This is a genomic window from Lactiplantibacillus sp. B652, assembly GCF_023806745.1.
GTDB lineage: Bacteria > Bacillota > Bacilli > Lactobacillales > Lactobacillaceae > Lactiplantibacillus > Lactiplantibacillus pentosus.
In genome coordinates this window covers 89231-111115 of the sequence record NZ_JAMSKY010000011.1, presented here as the reverse complement: position 1 = coordinate 111115, position 21885 = coordinate 89231, and the positions used below count along the sequence as shown (strand labels likewise).

The window sequence follows — 21885 nt, the reverse complement described above, 5'->3', positions numbered from 1 at the left end:
TGGTTGGATAAATGTCGACGACTTTGGAAGAACTGTGAGCGTAAACTCAATTCAAGTCGTCAAATGGTTATCTTAGCGTTTCTGGTATTACTCCTAAGAAGATTTTAAACAGGTTCTTAGTGCTATAGCATGATTTGATGTAGTATGCTTGATTTCAAAATAACGACAGTTAGAACAATAGAAAGGGCCAGATCAGCTATTAACGCTATTTAATTCTGCCTGAGGGTGTGACCGAAGTTTCCTAACCGTGGGCTTGATTTTAGCAACGACCAACGGGAGGCGCAGTTAAATGTGAGCGTGGGCTTCGCTCACTCCTTTTTTTATCAAATTATTTGGTCAAAATCAAAGATACTAAACAGCTTCTTAAATGATGGCCTTGTCTTGATCATGAAAAATAACCTCCTTTGAATGACGCCCCCGTCACGGCGATGGCAGCCGCTGTGACGGGGGCGCAATCCTTATTTGATAAATTTGACTTGTTCGTTGATTTTCTTGATTTCGGCTTCCTTGCGTTCATTAAAAATGACTTTGTTCTTCTCAAATAAGTTGTCACCGTTCGTATCGATCGAGACGATCAGCGGGCCAAAGTCTTTAACTTCACAAGCCCAGAGTGTTTCGGGCATGCCGAGGTCCTTCCACTGTGCATCAACGATTTTTTCAACATGCAGCGCCGCGTATACCGCGTTACCTGCGGGATAAACCAGATGGAGGGCGTGATATTTTTTGCAGGCGCGTTCTGTCCCGGGGCCCATCCCACCCTTACCAACGATCAACTTAACGTGGGTTTCCTTGACAAAGGCTTCTTCGAATTTTTCCATTCGCATACTCGTGGTTGGACCGACCGCTACCATCTGATAGTGGCCGTCGCCAAGATCTTTGATGATTGGACCAGCGTGTAAAATGGCCCGGTCAGTAACGTTGACGGGTAACGGCCGGTGTTCTTCGACTAACCGACGATGCGCGACGTCCCGACAAGTTGTGAGTGAACCAGTCAGGTAGACGATGTCGCCGATTCGAATGTCTTTGATGTCGTCATCTGAGATGGGCGTAGTTAAATGGTAAGTTTTCATGATAATTCGACTCCTTTGTTCAGTGGTAATTCGTAATTTAAATCTTGGTCAAAGTTAATGAGACCGCGCCGGTGGGACCAGCAACCAGTGCTGACGGCGACGCCGATCGTTGATGGATGCCGGGCCGTATTTTCAACGTTAACGCCCATGACCGATTTTTGACCACCAAAGCCTTGTGGTCCGAGACCAATGTGGTTGATGCCGTCTTCCAAGAGGTGTTCCAACTTAGCGGCGTTCGCATTGGGATTCTCACTATCGACGCGGCGCATCAAAGCGAGTTTGGAATTCAACGCGGCGGTCTCAACGGAGGTCGCCACGCCGACGCCGACGAGTAGTGGTGGGCAAGCATTGATACCGTAGCTCGTCATGCGATCCATGACAAACCGAACGACGCCTTCGTAGCCTTCACCAGGCATCAGCACTTTGGCAGCACCAGGCAAGGTACAACCACCACCGGCCATGTAAACGTACATTGAAATGTCCGTACCGTTGCCGTCGACTTGTAAGAAAATCGACGGGATACCGTCACCAATATTCATGCCAGTATTGTATTCGTCGAACGTTTGAACGGCGTTGTGCCGTAGTGGCGCCTTCTTCGTGCCACGATAAACGGCATCCTTTAAAATCTGGTTCAATTCGCCGAGTAACGGGAATTGGGCGCCACATTTGATGAAGAATTGTAACGCCCCCGTATCTTGACAGCTCGGTCGCTGCAGCTTGTTGGCGAGTAACTGATTTTCCATCATCGTATCGTAAACGAGCTTTTGTAAGGGATCGACTTCAATTTTGCTGAGTTCTTCGAGTTTGGCCGTCACGTCATCGGGTAAACGGTGACTGATGAGGGCAATGTAGTCGGCCAAGATGTCACGCATCCGCTGCCCCTTGGTCGATAGTGTGGGTTCGGTATAGTCGTAAGTCATTGTATCCATGGTTGATTTCCTCCTATCAATTTACAGCTTCATTGTAAGCAACCCTGGGCACGCAGACTAACCGCTAGATGATGACTTCGATGACACGAGGCGTTGTGAAAAAACACGCAATCAACCAAATTTGGCATGTGGTATGACAAAAAAGTACCAGTCTAATTCAGTTGTAAATGCTGAATTAGACTGGTACTGAGCAATAAATTCATATTTCAAACCACCAAGTGTGACCAATCATTATCACAAAAATTGTTATGCCATTAATTATTGATTGAGCAGATTTTTTAATTGTGCGACCTTAGTTTTGAGTGCTTGGTATTCTTCAAAGTGTAATTTGTAAGCACAACTCTCACAGGCACTCAGTTGATCGACCGTTGCCAGTTGCGCCCAGTGCGTCATTTGTGCTTGGACCCAGGCGGTTTGCGTGGGTGTCAGTGGTTGTTTGAATGCTGAGCGCGGCCCTTGAGAAAGGTGCTCGCGGTAGTTCGAAGGCGTCTGACCGAAATGCCGTTTGAACATCAAATTAAATGACTTGACCTCTTGGAACCCATTTTTGAGTGCAACGTCTGCAATTTTTCGATTAGGGTCCTCCAAGTCGGCAATCGCATGTTGCAAGCGGCAACGCGTCAGGTATTCGTAAAAATTGATGCCGAGTTCGGCTTTAAAAATACGGGACAAATAGGCCGTGGAGTAGTGACTGATGGCGGCTGCCGATTCGAGCGTGACGGGCTGATCGTAGTGCTGATTGAGATTGTCGATGACCCGGCTGAGCGAGCTTTGCTTTTTCGGCTGCGGATAGGCAATCGTTGCCTGAGTGTCAAAAAAGTCATGATGTAACAAGTTGGTCAGCTGGAAATAGGCTGCGTTTAGCTCGAATGCGGACCAATTTGATTGATGCAGTCCGGTATAGAGCTGTGCCAGAATTTGCCGGATGGTCTGGTAGTCGCGATGTTGCGGTGTCGTCACGCTGTTTAGGTGAAACGCCCCGTGTGACAAGTCGAGTCCTTGGCTGGTGTAGAATGCAGGGGCGATATGTAAGCGCAGCGCCAGACATTCTGGATCCAGGGCAAACGTGGCGTGACCGCAGTTGGCGTTGATTAAAATTAAGTCGTTGGCTTTTAAATCATACCGGCGGCCGTCAACGTTGACTTCCACGTGGCCTTGTAGTAGCCAGAATAATTCGATTTGCGGATGCCAATTGTAGTGGTAACTACCAATCGTATAGGCGAGCAAATCGAAGTTTACCGCGGGTGTCGATTGAAAGTGTTGGTTGGATAGCATTAAAAATCACCTCCGAGGATCATTGGATAAAATCATGAATCCGTTTACTTTAGCTTACATGTTTTGAGATGATTTGAACAGTGTCATCAGAAAAGGAACTGGTATCAAAGGCCCATCGTACGTTATGATAGAGATACGCTGGATTTTAGCGGGCAAGGTTGGCCGAGATAAAAAGCCGACTGAACAATGGCTGAGCGTCGCTACCAAGGTTACTGGCGCAAACTAGCAATGTTAGTGTGACAGTGCGTTTGGCCAATCAAATTTTGAAATGGCGAGTAATTAATAATTAATAATGAAATGGTGGGAAAATTGTGACGCAACAACAAATTGTCAATCACGCCTTGCGTGCCTTATTGTATGAAGTGACGGTCACCCCGAAGCCGGGCTTGGTCGATCCCGTGTCGGCGGGACCGCATCCTGATATGAACGCGTTTATGTTCATCGATAGTGCCCTGAGCCTGGAACCTTATTTTAAGGCTTGTGCAAGTGCTGGCGCGACTTATACCGATGCCGACCTGACTGGTTTGTTTCAGCAGATTCGGAACGTTGGCATTGAAGCTGAGCAGACGATGTTTACGGCGACGCATGGTGTCAATACCCATAAAGGCGCCGTATTTTCACTGGGCGTGTTGGTGACAGCCGCTGCTTATCAGCAACAACAGCCCGCAAAGTCATTGGCGTCCATTGTCCAAGCGATGTTAACGGGGCTGAGGGCTAACGACTTTAGTGGGTTAGCTGACAAGGACCCATCGGCGTTGACAGCGGGAGAACGGCAGTATTTGACATACGGCATCAAAGGGATTCGTGGCGAGGCGGAAGCCGGTTACCCGACAGTCATGCAGGTGGCGTTGCCGGCCCTCAAGCGAAGCCAGGGCACCATCAATCAGCGGTTGTTAGATACGCTGATGGCCATCGTTCAGGCAACGGTCGATACGAATTTGGTCAAACGAGCCAATGATTCGCACGTCGTTGATTGGGCGCACGCGCAGGCTGCTAAGTATTTTGAATTGGGCGGTAGCCAAACGTCAGCCGGAATGGCTTTCTTACGGGATCTCAATCAGGAATTTCTGGCGCATAATTATAGTCTTGGTGGGTCAGCTGACTTACTGATTCTGACGATTTTTCTGGGACTTGAGGCTGGAATATTAGCATAATCATGAGTGTCATTGCGGTTGGCGATGACGCTTTTTTAATATCCAATATTTATGTGAGTGGATTTTTGGCGGCTGTTGATTGTTAAAATGGAGTGGGCGATTCATGCGGATGTGAGCTAGAACCAGCCACGATAGACCTAGTTGTTATCACTAACATAGAATTGCAATTACGAAAAATTTAATGCTAAATATTAAAAAAGTTAACTGCACCTAACAATTGTTTGCATTACGGTTAATTATCAGGTATGCTTATGACGATGTAGAAAACCGACTACCGCGATGAACGGAGGAAATTTGATGCTAAAAGTACAAAACCTCACCGTGGCATACAGTGACACACCAGTCTTTACTGATGTTGCCGTTAACTTTAACGCCGGCAAAATTACTGGAATCATTGGTCCCAACGGTGCGGGCAAATCAACAATGATCAAAGCCATGTTAGGCTTGATCAAGTCCCAATCTGGAACCGTCGAATATCAAGGTCGTGCGCTAAAACAATTTCAAAAACAGATTGCCTACGTTGAACAACGTAAGGATCTCGATTTAACTTTCCCAATCAATGTTTTTGATGTCGTTTTGACCGGGACCTATGGCAAACTGGGCCTCTTTAGAGAACCGAGCAAGGCTGACCGCGCTCGGTGCCAAGCTGCCCTTGAACAGCTAGCTCTGACTGATTTAGCGGACCGCCAAATCAGCCAATTGTCAGGGGGACAGTTGCAACGGGTGTTCGTTGCGCGTGCCCTCGTCCAAGAAGCAGATATTATTATTTTGGATGAACCGTTTGTTGGCATTGATTTACAGAGTGAGACGGCTATCATGACGATCTTGCACCAGTGGCGTGACGCTGGCAAGATGATCATTGTCGTCCATCATGATTTAAACAAAGTCTCACGCTACTTTGATGACTTGGTCATCTTGAATCACGGCATCGTTGATTATGGTCCCGTGGATGACGTTTACACGCCTGCCAATATTGAACGCACGTTTAGCGCTGATCTTTCGGCCGTACTGTTTACGAAGGAGGGTCAACAATAATGCAATCAATTACAACTTTTATTGCGGCGCTAGGGAAGTATGATTTCCTGCAAAGCGCCCTGATTACCGCCATCATGGTTGGTGTCATGTCTGGAATCATTGGAAGCTTTATTATCTTACGCGGCATGTCGATGATGGGGGATGCCATCTCACATGCCGTGCTACCTGGAGTGGCCGTTGCCTACATGCTAGGCATCAACGTGATGATTGGGGCCTCCGTCTTCGGAATTCTTGCCGCAGGACTGATTGGCTTTGTCGCGAGTCGCAGTAAGATTAAGACGGATACGTCGATTGGGATCGTCTTTAGTGCCTTTTATGCACTGGGGTTCATTTTGATCTCGTTAGCTGAAAGTTCAACTAACTTACACCACATTCTGTTTGGTAATATTTTAGCTGTTAGTGATACTGATATGATGACAACGACGGTCGTATTAGGCTTAGTGATTTTATTCGTTGTCTTCTTCTATAAAGAACTCTTGATTACGTCCTTTGACCCGACTTTCGCTAAGACGTACGGCTTGAAAGTGCAACTGCTGCACTACGCCTTAATGCTCGTCTTAACATTAGTGACGGTCTCGGCATTGCAAACGGTTGGGATTATTCTAGTGGTCGCCATGTTGATTACACCGGCGGCAACCGCCTTTCTATGGACAGAACGCTTAGCAATCATGTTAGGTTTGTCCGCATTGATTGGGGTCTTGTCTTCAGTAGTCGGGCTGTACCTCAGCTACACCTTTAACTGGGCATCGGGTCCTGCAATCGTGTTAGTGGCCGCAATCTTCTTTGGCATCTCATTCATTGTGTCACCAAAGCAAGCACTCTTGCCAACGTTATGGAAAGGGCAAGCCGCAGCGCGGCGGGTAACTGCATGAAGACGAAATTAATTGCCCTCGTGGGTGTGATTGCAATGATTACTGGAATGGCATTTTTCTTGAACCAACGTCAACAAAATGCCCGTGCAACGACGACGAGTGCCAAGCTCCGAGTCGTCAGCACCAACTCAATCTTAGATGATATGGTCAAAAATGTCGGTGGCCAGTACGTTCAGAACTATAGTATTGTCAAGCGGGGAACGGACCCGCATGAGTATGAACCACGTCCAACCGATATTGCGGCGACTGCCGAAGCTGATGTGATTTTCTACAACGGCTTAAATCTGGAAACCGGTGGGAATGGTTGGTTTAAGAAGCTAGTGACGTCCTCGAAGAAAGATTTTGACCACGACGTCTTTGCGGCAAGTAAAGGCATCAAAGTGAAGTATTTGACGACGAACGTGAACGAACCGGACCCCCACGCTTGGTTGAATCTCGCCAATGGGATTCAGTATGTGAAGAATATTAATCGGACCTTGCAAGCCAAGGATCCCAAACATGCCGCTCAGTATCAAAAAAATACGGACCGTTACGTGGCTAAGCTGACACGTTTACACGAAACCGCACAGACGAAGTTCAAACAAATCCCGGCTTCCCAACGGTTGTTGGTCACTTCAGAAGGTGCATTCAAATATTTCTCAGCGGCCTACCATGTGCCCGCTGCCTATATTTGGGAAGTGAACACGGAATCACAGGGAACACCAGCCCAAATGCGAACAGCTTTGAAGAAGATTGAAGGGACCCAGGTTCGGAGTTTATTCGTCGAATCTTCGGTCTCGCCGAAATCAATGAACAAACTGTCGCAGGAGACTGGAATCCCAGTTGCCAGCACGATTTTTACCGATTCATTGGCCGCTGAGGGTAAACCAGGCGATACGTATTATTCGATGTTGAAGTGGAACCTAGATAAGATTTATGCTGGACTGACTCGGTCGTAAGTACAACGGCGGTGAGCTCAGTGCAATTAATTAATCATTAACGATACAAGGAATACTCCTACCGAGGGTGATAGGCTAACAATTAACGTTTGTCTACCTTGGATAGGGGTATTTTTGGGATTTACGGGAAGTATGATCAAGTGTCACTAGCTCAAGCTGAACAGGTTAAACTAAAATTCGCTCAACAGTTACAACGGAAGGGGTTCTTGTTATGACAGAAAAGCAATCGCATTTAGAACACAGTGTTGACCAGATGATGGCCGCCCTAGATGGTGATTATTCACATGTTTCTATCCATGAGGTTAGTAGTCAATCGGCGCCACAGTATTCAGCCCAAGAGATCAAGGCCATTCGCAAGGCGGTTGACTTGAGCCAACTGTTGCTAGCCGCAGTCTTGGCGGTCTCGCCACGCACGGTTAAAGCATGGGAAATTGGTCGTTCACGTCCTAGTCGAACCGCTTGTCGGTTGTTAGAAGTTATTCAAAAAGACCCGAGCGTTATTGAGCTATTAATTGGTGATTAGCTTGGATAGATATGCCTAGCAAGGTAGATAAGTCGAGGTTTAAGGCTTGCCTACATTGCTAGGCTTTTTTTCGTCCCGTTTTCAGAAATTGTCGTTCATCGGCATTATCCAAGCCACAACTCACGTGACATGTGTGGGACGAGACAACTGATATTAAACAAGCATGCACTCAGAAGAAACTGGAATGATGATACGCAAGGAGATGCATCAGAGGCTGTTTACCAATCCCGTTTATTAAGGCGTGTTGCCGATTAATGAAGAAGGTTAACAAACTGCTATTTCAATATTGATTCCCAATTTTTTATCAATTTATTAATATCAAATTACGGATGCTAAACGCGCATAACACGGCAGTCAGCGCCATTGAAGCCAGGTAGTCTTAAGTTGGTAGCGCCTAATATTCGAAACGAAAACTGTGACAGCGCTTTAATTTTGTTTATAGAAGCATACAATTATCCTTGCTTAAATATATAAAATCTGTAATAGTAGTACATAGATAGTTAAACACGATAACAATGTTTCTGCTTTATTAATATTGTAATCAAATGTCATGATAATTGCCTGTCAGCGTTTTCCTATTGAGGAGGGGTTTAGGAGCTTGACGAACAGTTGTTGGTTGCTTCGGATTTGGTAATTACTCGGGGGGTAGTGCAAGAATGCAACGATTACAGGAACAAAAACGGTATTATAAGATGTACAAAAGTGGACGCTTTTGGGTTGTAGCGGGGATCATGGTTTTTGGCGCTGGGGTAAGTCCGATAATCGGACACGCAGATACGAATGATGCTGTGACAGCAGCTCAAACTAGCGTGTCTGCCACATCAACAAGCACTGGTAACACAGTGGCTTTGAAGGGTTCAGCAAATAATACGGCGGTGACGACGAAATCATCCGCGACGGATGAAACCGAAAATCAGTCGATCACTCAAGTCACTACGACTGCTGAAAATACCGGGCAGAAAGCTAATACAACTCAAAATGCTGAGGCCGTGGCTGCAAAAACTCAGTCAACGGCGGCAACAGCTGAACAATCAAATCAGCAGACTAGTGTAACGCAGACAACTGCTGTAGCTGATAAATCGACTGCTACAGTGGCTAACTTGAGCACTGAACAAACCGCAGGAACGACATCGAACACGAACACTGAACAAACAGTGGACAAGGCACAGAATACAAAGGCTACTCAAACCACTAAAACGACATCGGCCACAAGCACTAAGCAAACAACGGGCACGACATCGAACACGAAGCAGACTACGGAAACAGTATCAGATACGAGCACTAAGCTAACTACGAAAACGTCAGCGAATAATACCGCTGAGCAGCCGAACCAGTCAACCCAATCAGCCACCAATTCAACTACAACGGGCAGCAATGCCACATCGACTGTCAAACAATCAGAAACCACGACGCCAACCATCGCAGCTGCGACCGATGTCGATGATGAGGATGTTAGCTCTCAATTTGCTGATGCCAATTTGTTGACCGCTGTTCGTAGCGGCCTTGGATTAACGGCTCAAGACAAACTGACGGTCAATACCATCAAAGCATACAAAAACGCAGATTTCAAAGTTCAGGCAGTTAAGTGGAATAGTGACGGTACTGGCGATTATCAACCAGTGACCAGTTTACAGGGATTGCAGCTATTGGCTAACTTGCCAGCTGGCACCACGACGAGCGTGACGGTGCAAATTGCGGCGAATTATCGGGAAATACCGCAATTTGACTTTTCACCACTACAAAGCGTTCAATTGTATGATCTCAACTTGTACACCTTTTATTGGGGCGCCGTGACTGATGAGCAATTACAGCTGCTTGCTGCCTTGGATCCGAGTCAAATCCATAATTTGGAATTTTCCTCACCAAACAAATACCTATCCAATCCGTACGGGATGACGAATCGCCAGTTTAATATCTTGGTTCCGTTTGTTAAAGCCGCCATTGAAAACAGCGGCAAGGCATCGCAAATGATTGGATTTTCGGGTAATCGAATCAGTGATTTTAGTGCTTTGAAATCGCTGGTGCCAACCACGGACGGGCAAGTTACTGGTCTTTTTGAGAATATTTATCTCCAGAATAAGGTCTCCTATCGACCCGGGGACACCGTCGAGGTTACCTCAGAGCTGACGGGGCTTCAAGGTGAATCATTGAATTATACGGCGCGGTACTATCAAGATGATGGCACCGCCAATGGCAAACTCGTGCAGGCCGACGCGCACCTGGCGACCGTCACTGATGCCGATGGTACCACTCATGAAGTTTGGAAATACACGTTGGTTAATCCGAAAGTCAATAATGGCTACTTGATTTATGGAACCTTTTATTATGCGGACGGAATTTGGAAGCGCTATTATACGGATGCTGCGGGTAATCCAATCGACTATTTTAACATCGCTGCCGGTGCACTTGTTTATCAGCCGGTGACGAGTTCTAAAGCTCAGCTGACCTTTAACCCGAGCGAAGTTGTGATGGGACCCGATGCGAGTTGGAATTATCTGGCGCATATTGCCAGTGTGACAGACTATGATGGCAACGCCATTGAGTCCAGTGCTTGGGGCGATTTGTCCATTAAGAACGTGACGAGCTTGCCAGACTTAGCCACTGCGGGCGTTCAGAACGTGACGTTCACCTATACGGATAATCAAGGCAACGAACTGACGGCAACGGCCCTCGTCAAAGTGGTGGCAAGCCAAGCTAACATTACGGCCAAAGCCCCACAGAAGGTTTGGCCGCAAGACGTTGCCAAGCTGTCAGTAGCGGATTTAGTTCGGCAAGTTACCGATGCGAATGGCCAGGTCGTGACCGATGTTAACAACGTTGCCATGACGCCAATCGACAAAACGCAGGCGGGACCACAAGCAATTACATTGACCTATACGGATGCGGTAGGTAATAAAGTAACCGCAATAGCCATGGTTACGGTTGATTTAGCTGAACTGAAGACGGCGCCTGTTCAATTGGTCGCCGGACCAAACGCACAGTGGCACTACGGGATGAGTGTTGCCGGCGTGACGGATAGTTTAGGCAATCCGGTTGAGGTTGATCAAGCAACGATTAACGTCATTAGTGCACCTAATCTGAGCCCCGAATTCATTGGTCAGCCGCAAACCGTTATCTTGGCATATGTGGACGACCTTGGGCGCACACAACAGGTCAGTGCAGTTGTGACAACAACCAAATCACAGGCTCAGTTGGTTGGTCGGGATGTCACCCTTATCGCTGGTCCAGTAGCTGATTGGACGCTAAGTGATAGTGTGGACTGGTCCAAGAGCTTGATGAGTGATGGACAACCGCTTTCTGAGGCCGACGTGTCTGAGGTGACAGCTGATTTGAAGCCGAATCTGCAAGTTCCAGGTCAGTATGCCTTGCAGTTAAGTTACGTCGATGCTGCCGGCAACTTAATTACTGGAACGGCCACTGTTAATGTGATTGCTTCGCAAGCAGTGCTGCAGGTGAAAAATAGCCAAATTAAGGTCGGTAGCGTTTGGCAAGCTGGCGACAACCTTGTTCAGGTCACTAATCAGAACGGTGAAGCGGTTGGTATTGATCAGCTAACGGTGACTAAATCGGTAGATACGAGTGTTGCCGGGGTGTATCCAGTGACTTACACGTATACGGATGCAGTCGGTAATGTGTTAACCGAAACGGCCTTCATCACCGTTGTTGAAGACCCAACCGACCCGGATGATGGTGGCGGCACGACTGACCCCGGTGATGGTGGCGGCACGACTGACCCCGGCGATGGCGGTGGTACAACTGACCCCGGCAACGGTGGCGGCACGACCAATCCAGGTGATGGCGGTGGTACAACTGACCCCGGTGATGGCGGTGGTACAACTGACCCCGGCGAAGGTGATGGCATTACTGACCCGGGTAACGGTGGTGATACGACCAATCCTGATGATAATGTCGACACGACGAATCCTGATAAGCAACCGGTCATTGATGATGGTGAGGCCGATGTTATTGATAAGCCAGATTTGAGCGGCAATGCTGGCTCAAATGGCGATAACGACAATACCGGGTCCAATCAAGCTCGTCCAGCGACGCAACCAAGTCAATCTCAGCAGCGCGTAAGTTTGACGTCTAAACATCAGGTGACACCAGCGACTGAGGCAATTGCGAAGGCTAAAATCCAACCGGCGGCAGCAAGTGCGGTTGCGGGCGTAGATCATGCCCAAGCGAAAAGGCAAGCAAAACTACCACAAACGGCTGAAGCATCGTTCGAGTGGGCCGCACTCATGGCCGGGCTAATTGGACTGGTCGGCGCGTTAGGCTTCACTAAACGGCGGCGCCACAACAATTAACAAAGGGTCTTTAAGCATTTTGAAAAGGACCGCGAGTTCTCAATCAAATGAGAATTCGCGGTCCTTTTTTGACTGACATTGTTATCAGCGCCTGATTAAACTAGTGTCGATAACTTAGTCTTCTGATTCAAATGACAATTCCGTCATCGACAGCTCCAAGTCGTCGAGCACGTCATTTTCACTCAAAAATTGTTCCCAGGCGGCTGGCGTTTGTTCGCGGGTGTGGGGGACGATCTTGTCATGAATGTTGGCGATGACCTCGTCCAACATTTTATCGGCTTGCCGGGCGATTTCAGCGTCATTATATTGTCGAGCGGGTGCGCGGTCGGCGTTTTGGCGATTGAGAAAATCGGTTGCCTTATCCATAAAAATGGTGATGACCTGGGAGTTATCAGCCAGGTATGTTTTTAGTGTTTCGTTATCCACAGTGTTGTTCCTTTCTTCGTTGAGTCGTACCTCTAATATACCACGCTGTTCTGAATTTAGCTGGCCTAAATCTCAGTAACCGGCTGAGCCAATCAGGTCCTGCTAGGAACTTGGTGGCAAGCACACAAAACGTTCGGATTGTAAACGCTTACGAATACCTTTTCACAAAGCTGACACTTTAGAAATGGTTCACAAGCTAAAACATTTAAAACACCGGTATAATCCCGTTCATAGCGATAATTACGTTTAAATTTTTCAAAAAAGTAATTTATTTTTAAAAAATTAACAAAAATGTGAGCGGTTGCGTTATAATACTTGTGAGTTAAGTAACTAAGTGTTTCAGATATCTCACAACAAGAAGCTCAATGGAAGAAGGATATTGATATGGATAAGAAGCAACGCAAAATCGTTATCGTCGGTGATGGCTCAGTCGGTTCCTCATTTGCATTTTCGTTGGTCCAAAATTGTGCGCTCGATGAATTAGTGATCGTTGATTTGGTCAAGCAACATGCTGAGGGCGATGTTAAAGATTTGGAAGACGTTGCCGCGTTTACGAATGCGACGAATGTTCATACTGGTGAATACGCGGATGCCCATGATGCTGATATCGTGGTGATTACGGCCGGGGTGCCCCGCAAGCCTGGTGAAAGCCGACTTGATCTGGTCAATCGGAATACCAAAATCTTGGAATCGATTGTTAAACCAGTAGTGGCTAGCGGATTTAACGGCTGCTTCGTCATTTCAAGCAATCCCGTCGATATTTTGACTTCCATGACGCAACGGTTATCCGGTTTTCCACGTAACCGGGTAATCGGAACGGGGACTTCCCTTGATACGGCACGGCTCCGGGTCGCTTTGGCCCAGAAGTTGAACGTCTCGACGGATGCAGTCGATGCCGCCGTTTTAGGAGAACATGGCGACACGTCCCTCGTGAACTTCGATGAGATCAAAATTGCTTATCAACCACTGAATACTGTCACGACCGTCGATGACCAGTTTAAGGCCGACATCGAACAAGCCGTTCGTGGCAAGGGTGGCAAGATCATTGAACAAAAGGGTGCGACCTTCTATGGGGTAGCCATTAGTTTAATGCAGATTTGCCGGGCAATTTTGAACGACGAAAGTACCGAATTGATTATCTCAGCACCATTAGCTGGGGAATACGGCATTCATGATTTATATCTGGGCTCACCAGCCATCATCAATCACAATGGGGTTGAAAAAGTGATCGAAGCCGAATTGTCTGACGACGAACGCGGCCGGATGCAGCATTTTGCCAGCAAGATGCTCAACATGATGAATGTCGCATCATAAGAATGAATTAGTGGGTAGGAGGAATTGATATGACACTCAACAAAGTCAAATACCGGGATTTTCTAGCGCCGTTGATCGTCGGCCTGATTATCTGGTTCAGCAGTCCCATCAAGCCAGCGGACGTTTCAATGAACGCTTGGCACATTTTAGCCATTTTCGTGGCAACGATTATTGGTTGTATTACCCGGCCGTTACCAATTGCCGGTGTGGCCATCATTGGTTTGACCCTGACCGTTTTACTGGGCGTCGTGCCCATGGATACGGCGGTCGCAGGGTTTGGGAGTAGTACCGTTTGGATGATTGCCATGGCCTACTTCATGTCCCGGGGCTTCATCAATACCGGTTTAGGCCGGCGGGTCGCGTTGGTGTTCGTGCGACTGTTTGGTAAACGAACCCTTGGATTGGCCTACGCGCTGATTGGGGTCGACTTGGTCACGGCACCCGCCACCCCAAGTAACACGGCCCGTGCCGGTGGGATCGTCTATCCAATTATTCAATCTCTGGCTGAAACGTTTGGTTCCGATCCTAAAGACGGGACGCAAAGTAAAATCGGATCGTTTCTCGTGTTTGCCGAATTTCACGGTGATTTGATTACCAGTACGATGTTTATGACGGCGATGGCACCAAACTTGGTGGCTGTCACCTTAGCTAAGAGTCTTCACATTACCTTATCGTGGATGCAGTGGTTCCTAGCAGGGATCGTTCCCGGGATTATTTGTTTGTTGGTTGTGCCATATTTAATTTACAAAATGTATCCACCAGAAATCAAAGATACGCCCAATGCCAAGGAATGGGCTGACAATGAGTTAAGCAAAATGGGCAAGATGAGCTTACCTGAAAAAATCATGGGCGCTGTTTTCCTATTAGCCTTAGTTTTGTGGATGTTATCAAGCTTTATCGGTTTGGAAGCCTCATTAGTTGCCTTCATGGCCGTTTCATTGCTGTTAATTGCTGGGGTATTGTCCGTTGACGATGTCTTGCACGAAACTGGTGCTTGGAACACGTTGGTTTGGTTCTCGATTTTGATCTTTATGGCCAATGAGTTGAACAAACTCGGATTTATTCCGTGGTTATCAGGTGCCATTGGTGGCGCGCTGAAAGGCTTCAGCTGGGGCATTGTCTTGGCAGCGTTAGTGCTGTTCTACTTCTACAGTCATTATTTGTTTGCCAGTGGGACGGCCCACGTGTCTGCCATGTACGGCGCATTGCTCGGGGTGGCGGTTTCTGCCGGTGCTCCCGCGGCCTTCTCAGCATTGATGCTCGGCTTTACCGGGTCGATCTTTGCTTCGACGACGCATTACGCGAATGGTCCGGCCAGTGTGCTCTTCGGTTCGGGTTATGTGACGCAAGGTAAGTGGTGGCAGTTAAACTTCGTACTCGGTCTCTTCTACTTAGTCGTTTGGGGTGGCGTTGGCGCGCTCTGGATGAAAGTAATTGGTATTTGGTAGACTGAGCGACTGAAAAAACAGGTACCAGGCTGCCGCGAACCGGTCAGCGTTGGTACCTGTTTTAGTAAGCCACATTTATGATTGAAGTGGGGTGGCTTGGTCTTCTTGTAAGACGCGGTTGGCTACGGCTTCGTCAATAATGATGTCCGTGAGCAGATGTCCCCGCAGCGCACCCAGCAAGGCCTTACTTTTAAACTTGCTTTTGATGACGCCAAAGCGCCGGGGCACCTTCAAAATCGCGGCCATCTTAGCGCCGAATAACTTGTCATGGTCGGTGTTCAAGATCCGGCCGTTGATATCGTAAGGACGACCATAAAGCATGCCAGCGACGGCCTCAGGATCCGCGCCACCCAAGATGGCTTGTTGATGGGCTTTCCACACTGGAATCGAGTCGATCGATGCCAAGGTCCCGATACCCGCGAACAACATGTCCATCCGGTCAAAATTACTGATGGCCGGTGTAATGGCGGGTTCCTGGGCAAGTGCCTGGTGAGCCCGGTCATTAAACAGGTAGAGTGGTGCTGGAATCGTCACGTACTTCGCGCTGAACTTCGCAGCCGCTTTTTGTACGAGTGGGGTCGACCCATTGGCAGCGTTGGTTTTCAAGTTGTCACCCATGAACTGCGTAAACAGCAAGTCATCGCGGGTGCTAATCTGAAAGTTGTCGATGACACTGAGGACGGTGCCGCCCCACGCCACGCCGATAATCTGACTTTGCAAGATTTGATGTTGAATCTCCTCTGCGGCGAATTGAATGACGTGGCGTTCATCGTCACTGGTCGTATCGGCATCTTTAATGATGTAAATGTGATCAATCGGAAATTGTTTTTTGAATTTGGTTTCTAGTTCGCCATTGCGCTCGATGGGGGTGTTGATGCTGATTTTTACTAACCCGGTCGCCATTGCTTCGTCCAGATATTTGGAAATCAAGTAACGACTGACTTGATATTTTTTAGAAATTTCAGCAATGTTGATTTTCGATAAGTAGTAATCATGGGCAATCCCAATGAGCAGGCGGCGATGGTTCATATCGTCCATATCGATGACCTCTTCGTTTAAAGATAAGTTCATTATACCAGATAAACGACATTTTAAAAATTTAAAAAATACAGATTAAATTTGATATTTTTTAAAAATGGTCGTACACTGAATTTAACAAAGATGAACGGTATTTTGACGAAAGAGAAGGCATGACAAAATGGTTGAACAAGATGAAATTTTAAAGCTGCACGCGGCGCATACCGGCGTGTTGGAAGTCAAATCGGATTTGGCAGTGACGGACAAGGCAGAACTCGGACAGGCTTACACTCCGGGAGTTGCGGTGATTTCGAAGCTGATTGCGGCCCATCCCGAATTAAAGGCGAAGTACACGATGAGTGGTAAATTGGTCGCCTTGATCACGGATGGTTCGGCCGTCCTGGGACTCGGCAACATCGGCCCGGCTGGTGGTTTGCCGGTCGTAGAAGGTAAGGCTTTACTCTACAAAAACTTAGCTGGCATCAACGCGATCCCGTTAGCGCTCAATCAAGTCAGCGTTCCTGAAATGGTCAAGACCATCAAGAACCTGTCGCTTTCGTTTGCTGGGATTCATCTCGAAGATATTACGGCGCCCAAGTGTTTCGAGTTGGAAGCCGCGCTCAAAGCTGAGTTGAACATCCCGGTCTACCATGACGACCAAGAAGGGACGGCCATCGTGGTGTTGGCAGGACTGATCAATGCCGCCCACGTGGTTGGCAAATCCTTACAACAGCTGCGAGTCGTTGTGAATGGCGTTGGGGCCTCTGGGTTGGCCACTGCTCGTTTGCTGGCGGCAGTCGGCGTCAAACAACTGACACTGGTCGACGTATACGGCGTCGTGACTGCGGATGATTCGCGCTATAACCGCTATCAACGGGACTTAGCTAAGCAACTCGGCACACCGGCAACGTTGAAGGGCCAACCTTTGGCAAAGGTCATGGCGGACCAAGACGCGTTTATCGGTTTGTCAGATGCCAACGTCTTATCCGCAGGCGCCGTGCACTTGATGAATCATGATCCAATCATTTTCGCGTTGGCGAACCCGGTCCCAGAAATCGACCCAGCCGTTGCTGAAAAGGCGGGTGCGGCAGTGATTGCGACCGGCTCAAGTCAGTATCCTAATCAGGTCAATAATATTTTGGCCTTCCCAGGATTATTTAAAGGATTACTCGAAAATGGGGTCAAACAAGTCGATGATGACCTGCAAGTTAAAATCGCCAAAGCGTTGGCGGCCACGGTCAAGAATCCGACCGCGCAAGCCATTGTCCCCAGCGTGTTTGATCCAGCCGTGGTGCCAAACGTGACGGCCGCGGTTGCCGCTTCAGCCGAGACTAGTCAAGCATAGGAGGGTTCCAGATGACAGCGCAAGTCGTTGAGTTACAACTGAATAATTCACGCGAACGCACCCAGTGGCAACAATTCTTAAGCTCACTGGATATCACTAATTTCAGTGATCAGGAAGTGGATAAAATCGACTTGACCCTGGGCTTGATGGAAGACGACCAGTTAGTCGGGACCGGCTCATTAGCGGGAAACGTGCTGAAATACGTCGGCGTTTGTAATCGGGATAGTCAGCCGGGAGCACGGTTCAATCAAATCGTGAGTGCACTAGTCAGCCGTGCGTTTCAAGCCCAACAGTTTCATTTGATGGTCTTCACGAAAGCTAAGTATTCGCAGAGCTTTCAACACGTAGGCTTTAAAGAGCTGGCGCACTCGGATGAAGCGGCGGTGCTTGAAAACGGGACGCCGGATATTGCTGATTTTGTTCAACAGTTACCGACGATTCCGGATCAGGAAAACAAGCGCATTGGTGCGATCGTGATGAACGCCAACCCGTTTACTCAGGGCCATCGCGAATTGGTCGTTCAAGCGGCTGCGGCCTGTGACTTGGTGTACGTCTTCGTGGTCGCCACCGACGCTAGTTTATTCAAAACTGCCGAACGGCTTGAGTTAGTTCGACAGGGCACCGCAGACTTGGCGAATGTCCGGGTCGTCAGCGGGGGCGATTATCTGGTCAGTGCCGCCACATTTCCCGCTTATTTCTTAGACTCAGCGGAAAGTGCCATTAAGGCGCAAACCACCTTGGACGCACGGATCTTCCGCAATCAGTTAGCGCCACGACTGCACTTGACGACCCGCTTCGTTGGCACTGAGCCAACCTCGCGTACGACTGGCATTTACAACCAGGTGCTACAACGCGAGTTACCGCCAAAAGTGGCATTACAGGTAATTCCGCGTAAAACGGTCGGGACCGAGCCCATCTCAGCCCGCACCGTTCGCCAGGCGATTCAAACCGGCGAGTTAACTAAGTTAGATCAACTCGTACCGTCCACGACGGCGCGTTTTATTAAAACTCATTTAGCAACATTACAGAAGCGTATTCAGGAAGGAATGAAAATTAATGGAAATTAAGACTACGGCTGTGGCCGGAACGTTGGAATCTTCCGATATTCAAATCATGTTGGCTGCGGGAGGCACTGGCATTCAGATTGACTTGGAATCAGATGTCATCAAGCAATTTGGGGCCCAAATCAAACAGGTCATCACGACGACGCTGCAACAACTCGGTATCGAAAATGCCAAGGTCAAGGCAGTGGATAAGGGTGCGTTAGATTGTGTCATCAAAGCACGGACGATTACCGCTGCTCAACGCGCATTGGAACAAACGACACCAGCATGGGAGGTCTTATAATGGCTGAAAAAGAAGAACGCTTACGGCGGACAATGATGTTTGTGCCGGGGAATAATCCGGCCATGGTCAAAGACGCGGGAATTTATGGCGCTGATTCAATCATGTTTGACTTGGAAGATGCCGTCTCAATGGCTGAAAAGGATGCGGCTCGGGTCTTGGTCTATGAAGCCCTTAAAACGCAAGATTATGGCAATGCCGAATTAGTCGTGCGGATCAATGGCTTGGATACGTCGTACTACGCCAATGACGTCAAAGCAATGGTCAAGGCGGGCATCGACGTGATTCGGTTGCCAAAGGTCGAATCCGCTGAAATGATCCAACAACTCGAAAAAGACGTGGCTGCAGCGGAAACTGAATTTGGCTTGCCAGTTGGCACGACTCATTTGATGGCCGCCATTGAAAGTGCCAAAGGGGTCTTGAATGCGCCAGCGATTGCCGCTGCTTCTGATCGGATGATTGGGGTCGCGTTATCCGCTGAAGATTACACCACTGACATGAAGACGCACCGTTATCCGGATGGTGCCGAACTTGAATTTGCCCGCAACATGGTCCTCCACGCCGCACGGGCCGCTGGAATTGCCGCCTTCGATACGGTCTTCACGAATATGGCCGACCCAGATGGGTTCTACCGTGAGACGCGGCACATCCATCAACTCGGATTTGATGGGAAGTCATTGGTCAACCCACGGCAGATTCCAATGGTCAACTCGGTCTATGAACCAACCAAGGATGAAGTCGTTAAGGCACAAAAAGTGATTGCCGCCATCGAAGAAGCCCGTATCAAAGGCTCCGGAGTCATCTCGATGAATGGTCAAATGGTCGACCGGCCAGTCGTCTTGCGCGCACAGCGGGTCATGCAGTTAGCCAAAGTTTCCAACTTACTTGATGAGGAGGGCAATTACATTGAAAAATAGTGTAAACCGTGAATTACCAGATGAATTATTGTCGAAGTTAAACTACCAGGGCTTCGAATCCACTGAAATCGGCCATCCCGAAATTCAGCGGGTCGCCCCAAAAGTCCACGTTTCAACCGGTGACGATAAGGTCGTCGATTCGATCAAAGACGTGGTCAAGGCGACCGTCAAAGATGGCATGACGATTTCATTTCACCACCATTTTCGGAATGGGGATTTCGTCTTCAACCAAGTCATGCGGGCAATCATTGATGCCGGTATCCAGAATCTAACTTTGGCACCTTCCTCATTAACGGGTGTCATGAATGATATGGTGATCGAAGCCATCAAGGCGGGGACGATTACCAACATCACCAGTTCTGGGATGCGTGGCTCACTTGGCGACTTCGTTTCACACGGTGGCTTAAAGAACCCGGTCATCTTCCGGTCACACGGTAACCGGGCGCGGGCCATCGAACACGGCGATATTAAGATCGACGTGGCTTTCCTGGGGGTTCCAAATGCGGATCGGTTAGGTAATGCGAATGGGATGGCTGGTAAAGCGGTCTTCGGTTCATTGGGTTATGCGTTAATGGATGCGCAATACGCCGATCAAGTGGTCTTACTCACGGATAACTTAGTTGCTTATCCAAATACGCCAGCTTCGATCAAGCAAACCCAAGTTGATTACGTGGTCAAAGTCGACCAAGTCGGTGATCCAGACAAGATTGGTTCTGGTGCAACGCGTTTCACTAAGGACCCAAAGGAATTAAAGATTGCGCAGACGGTCAATGACGTCATCGTCAACTCACCATACTTCAAGGACGGCTTTTCATTCCAAACTGGTTCTGGTGGTGCTGCCCTGGCCGTAACCCGCTACTTACGCCAAGCCATGCTCGATAATCAAATCAAAGCATCGTTTGCACTCGGTGGGATTACCAAACCAACTACCGACTTGCTCGAAGAAGGGTTAGTCGACAAAGTCATGGACGTTCAAGATTTTGATAAGGGCGCCGCGGCTTCAATGCACGCCAACCCAAATCAACAAGAAATCGATGCTTCCTGGTACGCGGATCCTGACAACAAGGGTGCGATGGTCGACCAATTAGATGCCGCCATTCTCAGTGCCTTGGAAGTCGACACCCACTTCAACGTCAACGTCATGTCTGGCTCTGACGGGGTCATTCGGGGCGCAATCGGTGGTCACCAAGACGCTGCGACGGCCAAGTTAACGATTATTTCTGCGCCACTCGTTCGGGGCCGGTTAGCCACGATCGTGCCGGATGTTACGACGGTCGTGACACCAGGCGATTCGATTGATGTCGTGGTCACTGAATATGGGATTGCCATCAATCCACGCCGCCAAGACTTAGTCAAGGCGTTGAGCCACGTTCCAGGTGTGCCCGTTTACACGATTGAAGAATTGCAACAAATGGCCGAAAAGAAAGTCGGTCAACCACAACCACTTGAATTCACAGACCGGATTGTCGCATTGATTGAATATCGCGACGGTACGATTATTGATACGATCAAAGCGGTTAAGGACTAACCTAATACTGATTAATAATGACCTTGCTGGTAAATTGCCAGTTGGGTCATTTTTATTTAAGGCGAATCAATCTGAGTTGAGCAGGGGCGTTCGATGGCAATTATGTCCAATGTGAGCCTAAAAGCGACGAAATATGTAGTACAATATAAATAGTTGCGAGTTGTACCTATTGTTATTTAGTATTAAAGATGATTAAATCATGCCAGTTTTTAAGTTCAAGAGCTACCAGCTGAGACCCGCTGGGAATAGTGCGAGTTACCGTAAACTTGCTGTGATTGCTACGTCCTAGTCCGGCTTCCAGGCATTCTGGTCAATGGCCGTAACGTAGTGGACACAGATTTAAGCCGAAGCCCACGTCTTAAATACTGGTCTTTCACGTTGCCCGCGATATGGATGAAACGTGTTCTGGTCAGACTGGGACTTCCGGTTAGCTACGCCAGAAC

General features: G+C 48.3%; 18 protein-coding genes and 1 pseudogene. 14 read left to right on the top strand and 5 right to left on the bottom strand.

Going from position 1 to position 21885, the window contains the following annotated elements; translation table 11 throughout:
- Window positions 1–108 (top strand): annotated as a pseudogene (locus tag MZO40_RS13310) (IS5/IS1182 family transposase); the annotation flags it as partial.
- A gap of 350 nt (window positions 109–458) precedes the next feature.
- On the opposite strand, the gene ttdB reads toward MZO40_RS13310, so the two are convergent.
- The 3 genes from ttdB to MZO40_RS13295 all read right to left on the bottom strand — a co-directional run bounded on the left by ttdB (window position 459) and on the right by MZO40_RS13295 (window position 3274).
- Window positions 459–1070 carry a L(+)-tartrate dehydratase subunit beta gene (gene ttdB, locus MZO40_RS13305; RefSeq protein ID WP_021337901.1) on the bottom strand — a complete coding sequence of 204 codons (612 nt, stop codon included), beginning with the start codon at window positions 1068–1070 and terminating at the stop codon, window positions 459–461.
- Entirely contained in the window at window positions 1067–1999 is a 933-nt protein-coding gene (gene ttdA / locus MZO40_RS13300) for a L(+)-tartrate dehydratase subunit alpha (protein WP_050338952.1), read from the bottom strand. The genes ttdB and ttdA overlap by 4 nt, the downstream gene beginning before the upstream one ends.
- 258 nt (window positions 2000–2257) lie before the next feature.
- Window positions 2258–3274, bottom strand: coding sequence for an AraC family transcriptional regulator (locus MZO40_RS13295; RefSeq protein ID WP_101873871.1), 1017 nt, complete (start codon window positions 3272–3274; stop codon window positions 2258–2260).
- Between the two features lie 311 nt (window positions 3275–3585).
- Here MZO40_RS13295 and MZO40_RS13290 point away from each other — a divergent pair, with 311 nt between their 5' ends.
- From MZO40_RS13290 to MZO40_RS13265, 6 genes are all read left to right on the top strand, one after another.
- Window positions 3586–4428, top strand: coding sequence for a triphosphoribosyl-dephospho-CoA synthase (locus MZO40_RS13290; RefSeq protein ID WP_252133331.1), 843 nt, complete (start codon window positions 3586–3588; stop codon window positions 4426–4428).
- A 297-nt stretch (window positions 4429–4725) separates the two neighbouring features.
- The gene (locus MZO40_RS13285; protein ID WP_050338949.1) at window positions 4726–5463 is read left to right on the top strand and encodes a metal ABC transporter ATP-binding protein; all 738 of its coding nucleotides are present in this window, start codon (window positions 4726–4728) and stop codon (window positions 5461–5463) included.
- Window positions 5463–6335: a metal ABC transporter permease gene (locus MZO40_RS13280; RefSeq protein WP_050338948.1), complete on the top strand. Its 873-nt coding sequence runs from the start codon at window positions 5463–5465 to the stop codon at window positions 6333–6335. Before MZO40_RS13285 ends, MZO40_RS13280 begins: the two co-directional genes overlap by 1 nt.
- Entirely contained in the window at window positions 6332–7273 is a 942-nt protein-coding gene (locus MZO40_RS13275) for a metal ABC transporter solute-binding protein, Zn/Mn family (protein ID WP_105962101.1), read from the top strand. Before MZO40_RS13280 ends, MZO40_RS13275 begins: the two co-directional genes overlap by 4 nt.
- A gap of 211 nt (window positions 7274–7484) precedes the next feature.
- On the top strand, window positions 7485–7796 hold the full coding sequence (locus MZO40_RS13270; RefSeq protein WP_105962102.1) for a DNA-binding transcriptional regulator: 312 nt from the start codon (window positions 7485–7487) through the stop codon (window positions 7794–7796).
- A gap of 656 nt (window positions 7797–8452) precedes the next feature.
- Complete coding sequence (locus MZO40_RS13265; protein ID WP_122217701.1) at window positions 8453–12103, top strand: bacterial Ig-like domain-containing protein; 3651 nt, start codon at window positions 8453–8455, stop codon at window positions 12101–12103.
- A gap of 114 nt (window positions 12104–12217) precedes the next feature.
- Here MZO40_RS13265 and MZO40_RS13260 read toward each other — a convergent pair whose 3' ends face one another.
- Window positions 12218–12529, bottom strand: a complete 312-nt coding sequence (locus MZO40_RS13260) for a hypothetical protein (RefSeq protein ID WP_003638119.1) — start codon at window positions 12527–12529, stop codon at window positions 12218–12220.
- A gap of 384 nt (window positions 12530–12913) precedes the next feature.
- Between MZO40_RS13260 and MZO40_RS13255 the strand changes: the two genes are divergently transcribed.
- Entirely contained in the window at window positions 12914–13843 is a 930-nt protein-coding gene (locus tag MZO40_RS13255) for an L-lactate dehydrogenase (RefSeq protein WP_105962104.1), read from the top strand.
- 29 nt (window positions 13844–13872) lie between these two features.
- Window positions 13873–15291 carry an anion permease gene (locus MZO40_RS13250; RefSeq protein WP_088769862.1) on the top strand — a complete coding sequence of 473 codons (1419 nt, stop codon included), beginning with the start codon at window positions 13873–13875 and terminating at the stop codon, window positions 15289–15291.
- Window positions 15292–15366: 75 nt separating this feature from the next.
- On the opposite strand, the gene MZO40_RS13245 is transcribed toward MZO40_RS13250, so the two are convergent.
- A complete protein-coding gene (locus tag MZO40_RS13245) occupies window positions 15367–16329 on the bottom strand; it encodes a sugar-binding transcriptional regulator (protein ID WP_050338942.1) in 963 nt (320 codons plus the stop codon).
- 160 nt (window positions 16330–16489) lie between these two features.
- Here MZO40_RS13245 and MZO40_RS13240 point away from each other — a divergent pair, with 160 nt between their 5' ends.
- Genes MZO40_RS13240 through citF form a run of 5 tightly spaced genes read left to right on the top strand, consistent with a single transcriptional unit; the run spans window position 16490 to window position 21442 of the window.
- Window positions 16490–17653, top strand: coding sequence for an NADP-dependent malic enzyme (locus tag MZO40_RS13240; RefSeq protein ID WP_088769861.1), 1164 nt, complete (start codon window positions 16490–16492; stop codon window positions 17651–17653).
- Between the two features lie 11 nt (window positions 17654–17664).
- Window positions 17665–18720: a [citrate (pro-3S)-lyase] ligase gene (citC, locus tag MZO40_RS13235; RefSeq protein ID WP_105962106.1), complete on the top strand. Its 1056-nt coding sequence runs from the start codon at window positions 17665–17667 to the stop codon at window positions 18718–18720.
- Window positions 18710–19000, top strand: coding sequence for a citrate lyase acyl carrier protein (gene citD, locus MZO40_RS13230; RefSeq protein ID WP_050338939.1), 291 nt, complete (start codon window positions 18710–18712; stop codon window positions 18998–19000). The genes citC and citD overlap by 11 nt, the downstream gene beginning before the upstream one ends.
- The gene (citE, locus tag MZO40_RS13225) at window positions 19000–19914 is read left to right on the top strand and encodes a citrate (pro-3S)-lyase subunit beta (RefSeq protein WP_088769859.1); all 915 of its coding nucleotides are present in this window, start codon (window positions 19000–19002) and stop codon (window positions 19912–19914) included. The genes citD and citE overlap by 1 nt, the downstream gene beginning before the upstream one ends.
- Window positions 19904–21442 carry a citrate lyase subunit alpha gene (citF, locus tag MZO40_RS13220; RefSeq protein ID WP_252133330.1) on the top strand — a complete coding sequence of 513 codons (1539 nt, stop codon included), beginning with the start codon at window positions 19904–19906 and terminating at the stop codon, window positions 21440–21442. The genes citE and citF overlap by 11 nt, the downstream gene beginning before the upstream one ends.
- Window positions 21443–21885 lie beyond the last annotated feature (443 nt).

Excerpts from the sequence above, each read along its gene's own strand:
- MZO40_RS13270 (WP_105962102.1), top strand. The coding sequence starts at position 7,485 with ATGACAGAAAAGCAATCGCATTTAGAACACAGTGTTGACCAGATGATG.
- MZO40_RS13245 (WP_050338942.1), bottom strand. The coding sequence starts at position 16,329 with ATGGACGATATGAACCATCGCCGCCTGCTCATTGGGATTGCCCATGAT.
- MZO40_RS13250 (WP_088769862.1), top strand. The coding sequence starts at position 13,873 with ATGACACTCAACAAAGTCAAATACCGGGATTTTCTAGCGCCGTTGATC.
- MZO40_RS13255 (WP_105962104.1), top strand. The coding sequence starts at position 12,914 with ATGGATAAGAAGCAACGCAAAATCGTTATCGTCGGTGATGGCTCAGTC.
- ttdB (WP_021337901.1), bottom strand. The coding sequence starts at position 1,070 with ATGAAAACTTACCATTTAACTACGCCCATCTCAGATGACGACATCAAA.
- ttdA (WP_050338952.1), bottom strand. The coding sequence starts at position 1,999 with ATGGATACAATGACTTACGACTATACCGAACCCACACTATCGACCAAG.
- MZO40_RS13285 (WP_050338949.1), top strand. The coding sequence starts at position 4,726 with ATGCTAAAAGTACAAAACCTCACCGTGGCATACAGTGACACACCAGTC.
- MZO40_RS13275 (WP_105962101.1), top strand. The coding sequence starts at position 6,332 with ATGAAGACGAAATTAATTGCCCTCGTGGGTGTGATTGCAATGATTACT.
- citC (WP_105962106.1), top strand. The coding sequence starts at position 17,665 with ATGACAGCGCAAGTCGTTGAGTTACAACTGAATAATTCACGCGAACGC.
- citD (WP_050338939.1), top strand. The coding sequence starts at position 18,710 with ATGGAAATTAAGACTACGGCTGTGGCCGGAACGTTGGAATCTTCCGAT.
- MZO40_RS13265 (WP_122217701.1), top strand. The coding sequence starts at position 8,453 with ATGCAACGATTACAGGAACAAAAACGGTATTATAAGATGTACAAAAGT.
- MZO40_RS13280 (WP_050338948.1), top strand. The coding sequence starts at position 5,463 with ATGCAATCAATTACAACTTTTATTGCGGCGCTAGGGAAGTATGATTTC.
- citE (WP_088769859.1), top strand. The coding sequence starts at position 19,000 with ATGGCTGAAAAAGAAGAACGCTTACGGCGGACAATGATGTTTGTGCCG.
- MZO40_RS13295 (WP_101873871.1), bottom strand. The coding sequence starts at position 3,274 with ATGCTATCCAACCAACACTTTCAATCGACACCCGCGGTAAACTTCGAT.
- MZO40_RS13240 (WP_088769861.1), top strand. The coding sequence starts at position 16,490 with ATGGTTGAACAAGATGAAATTTTAAAGCTGCACGCGGCGCATACCGGC.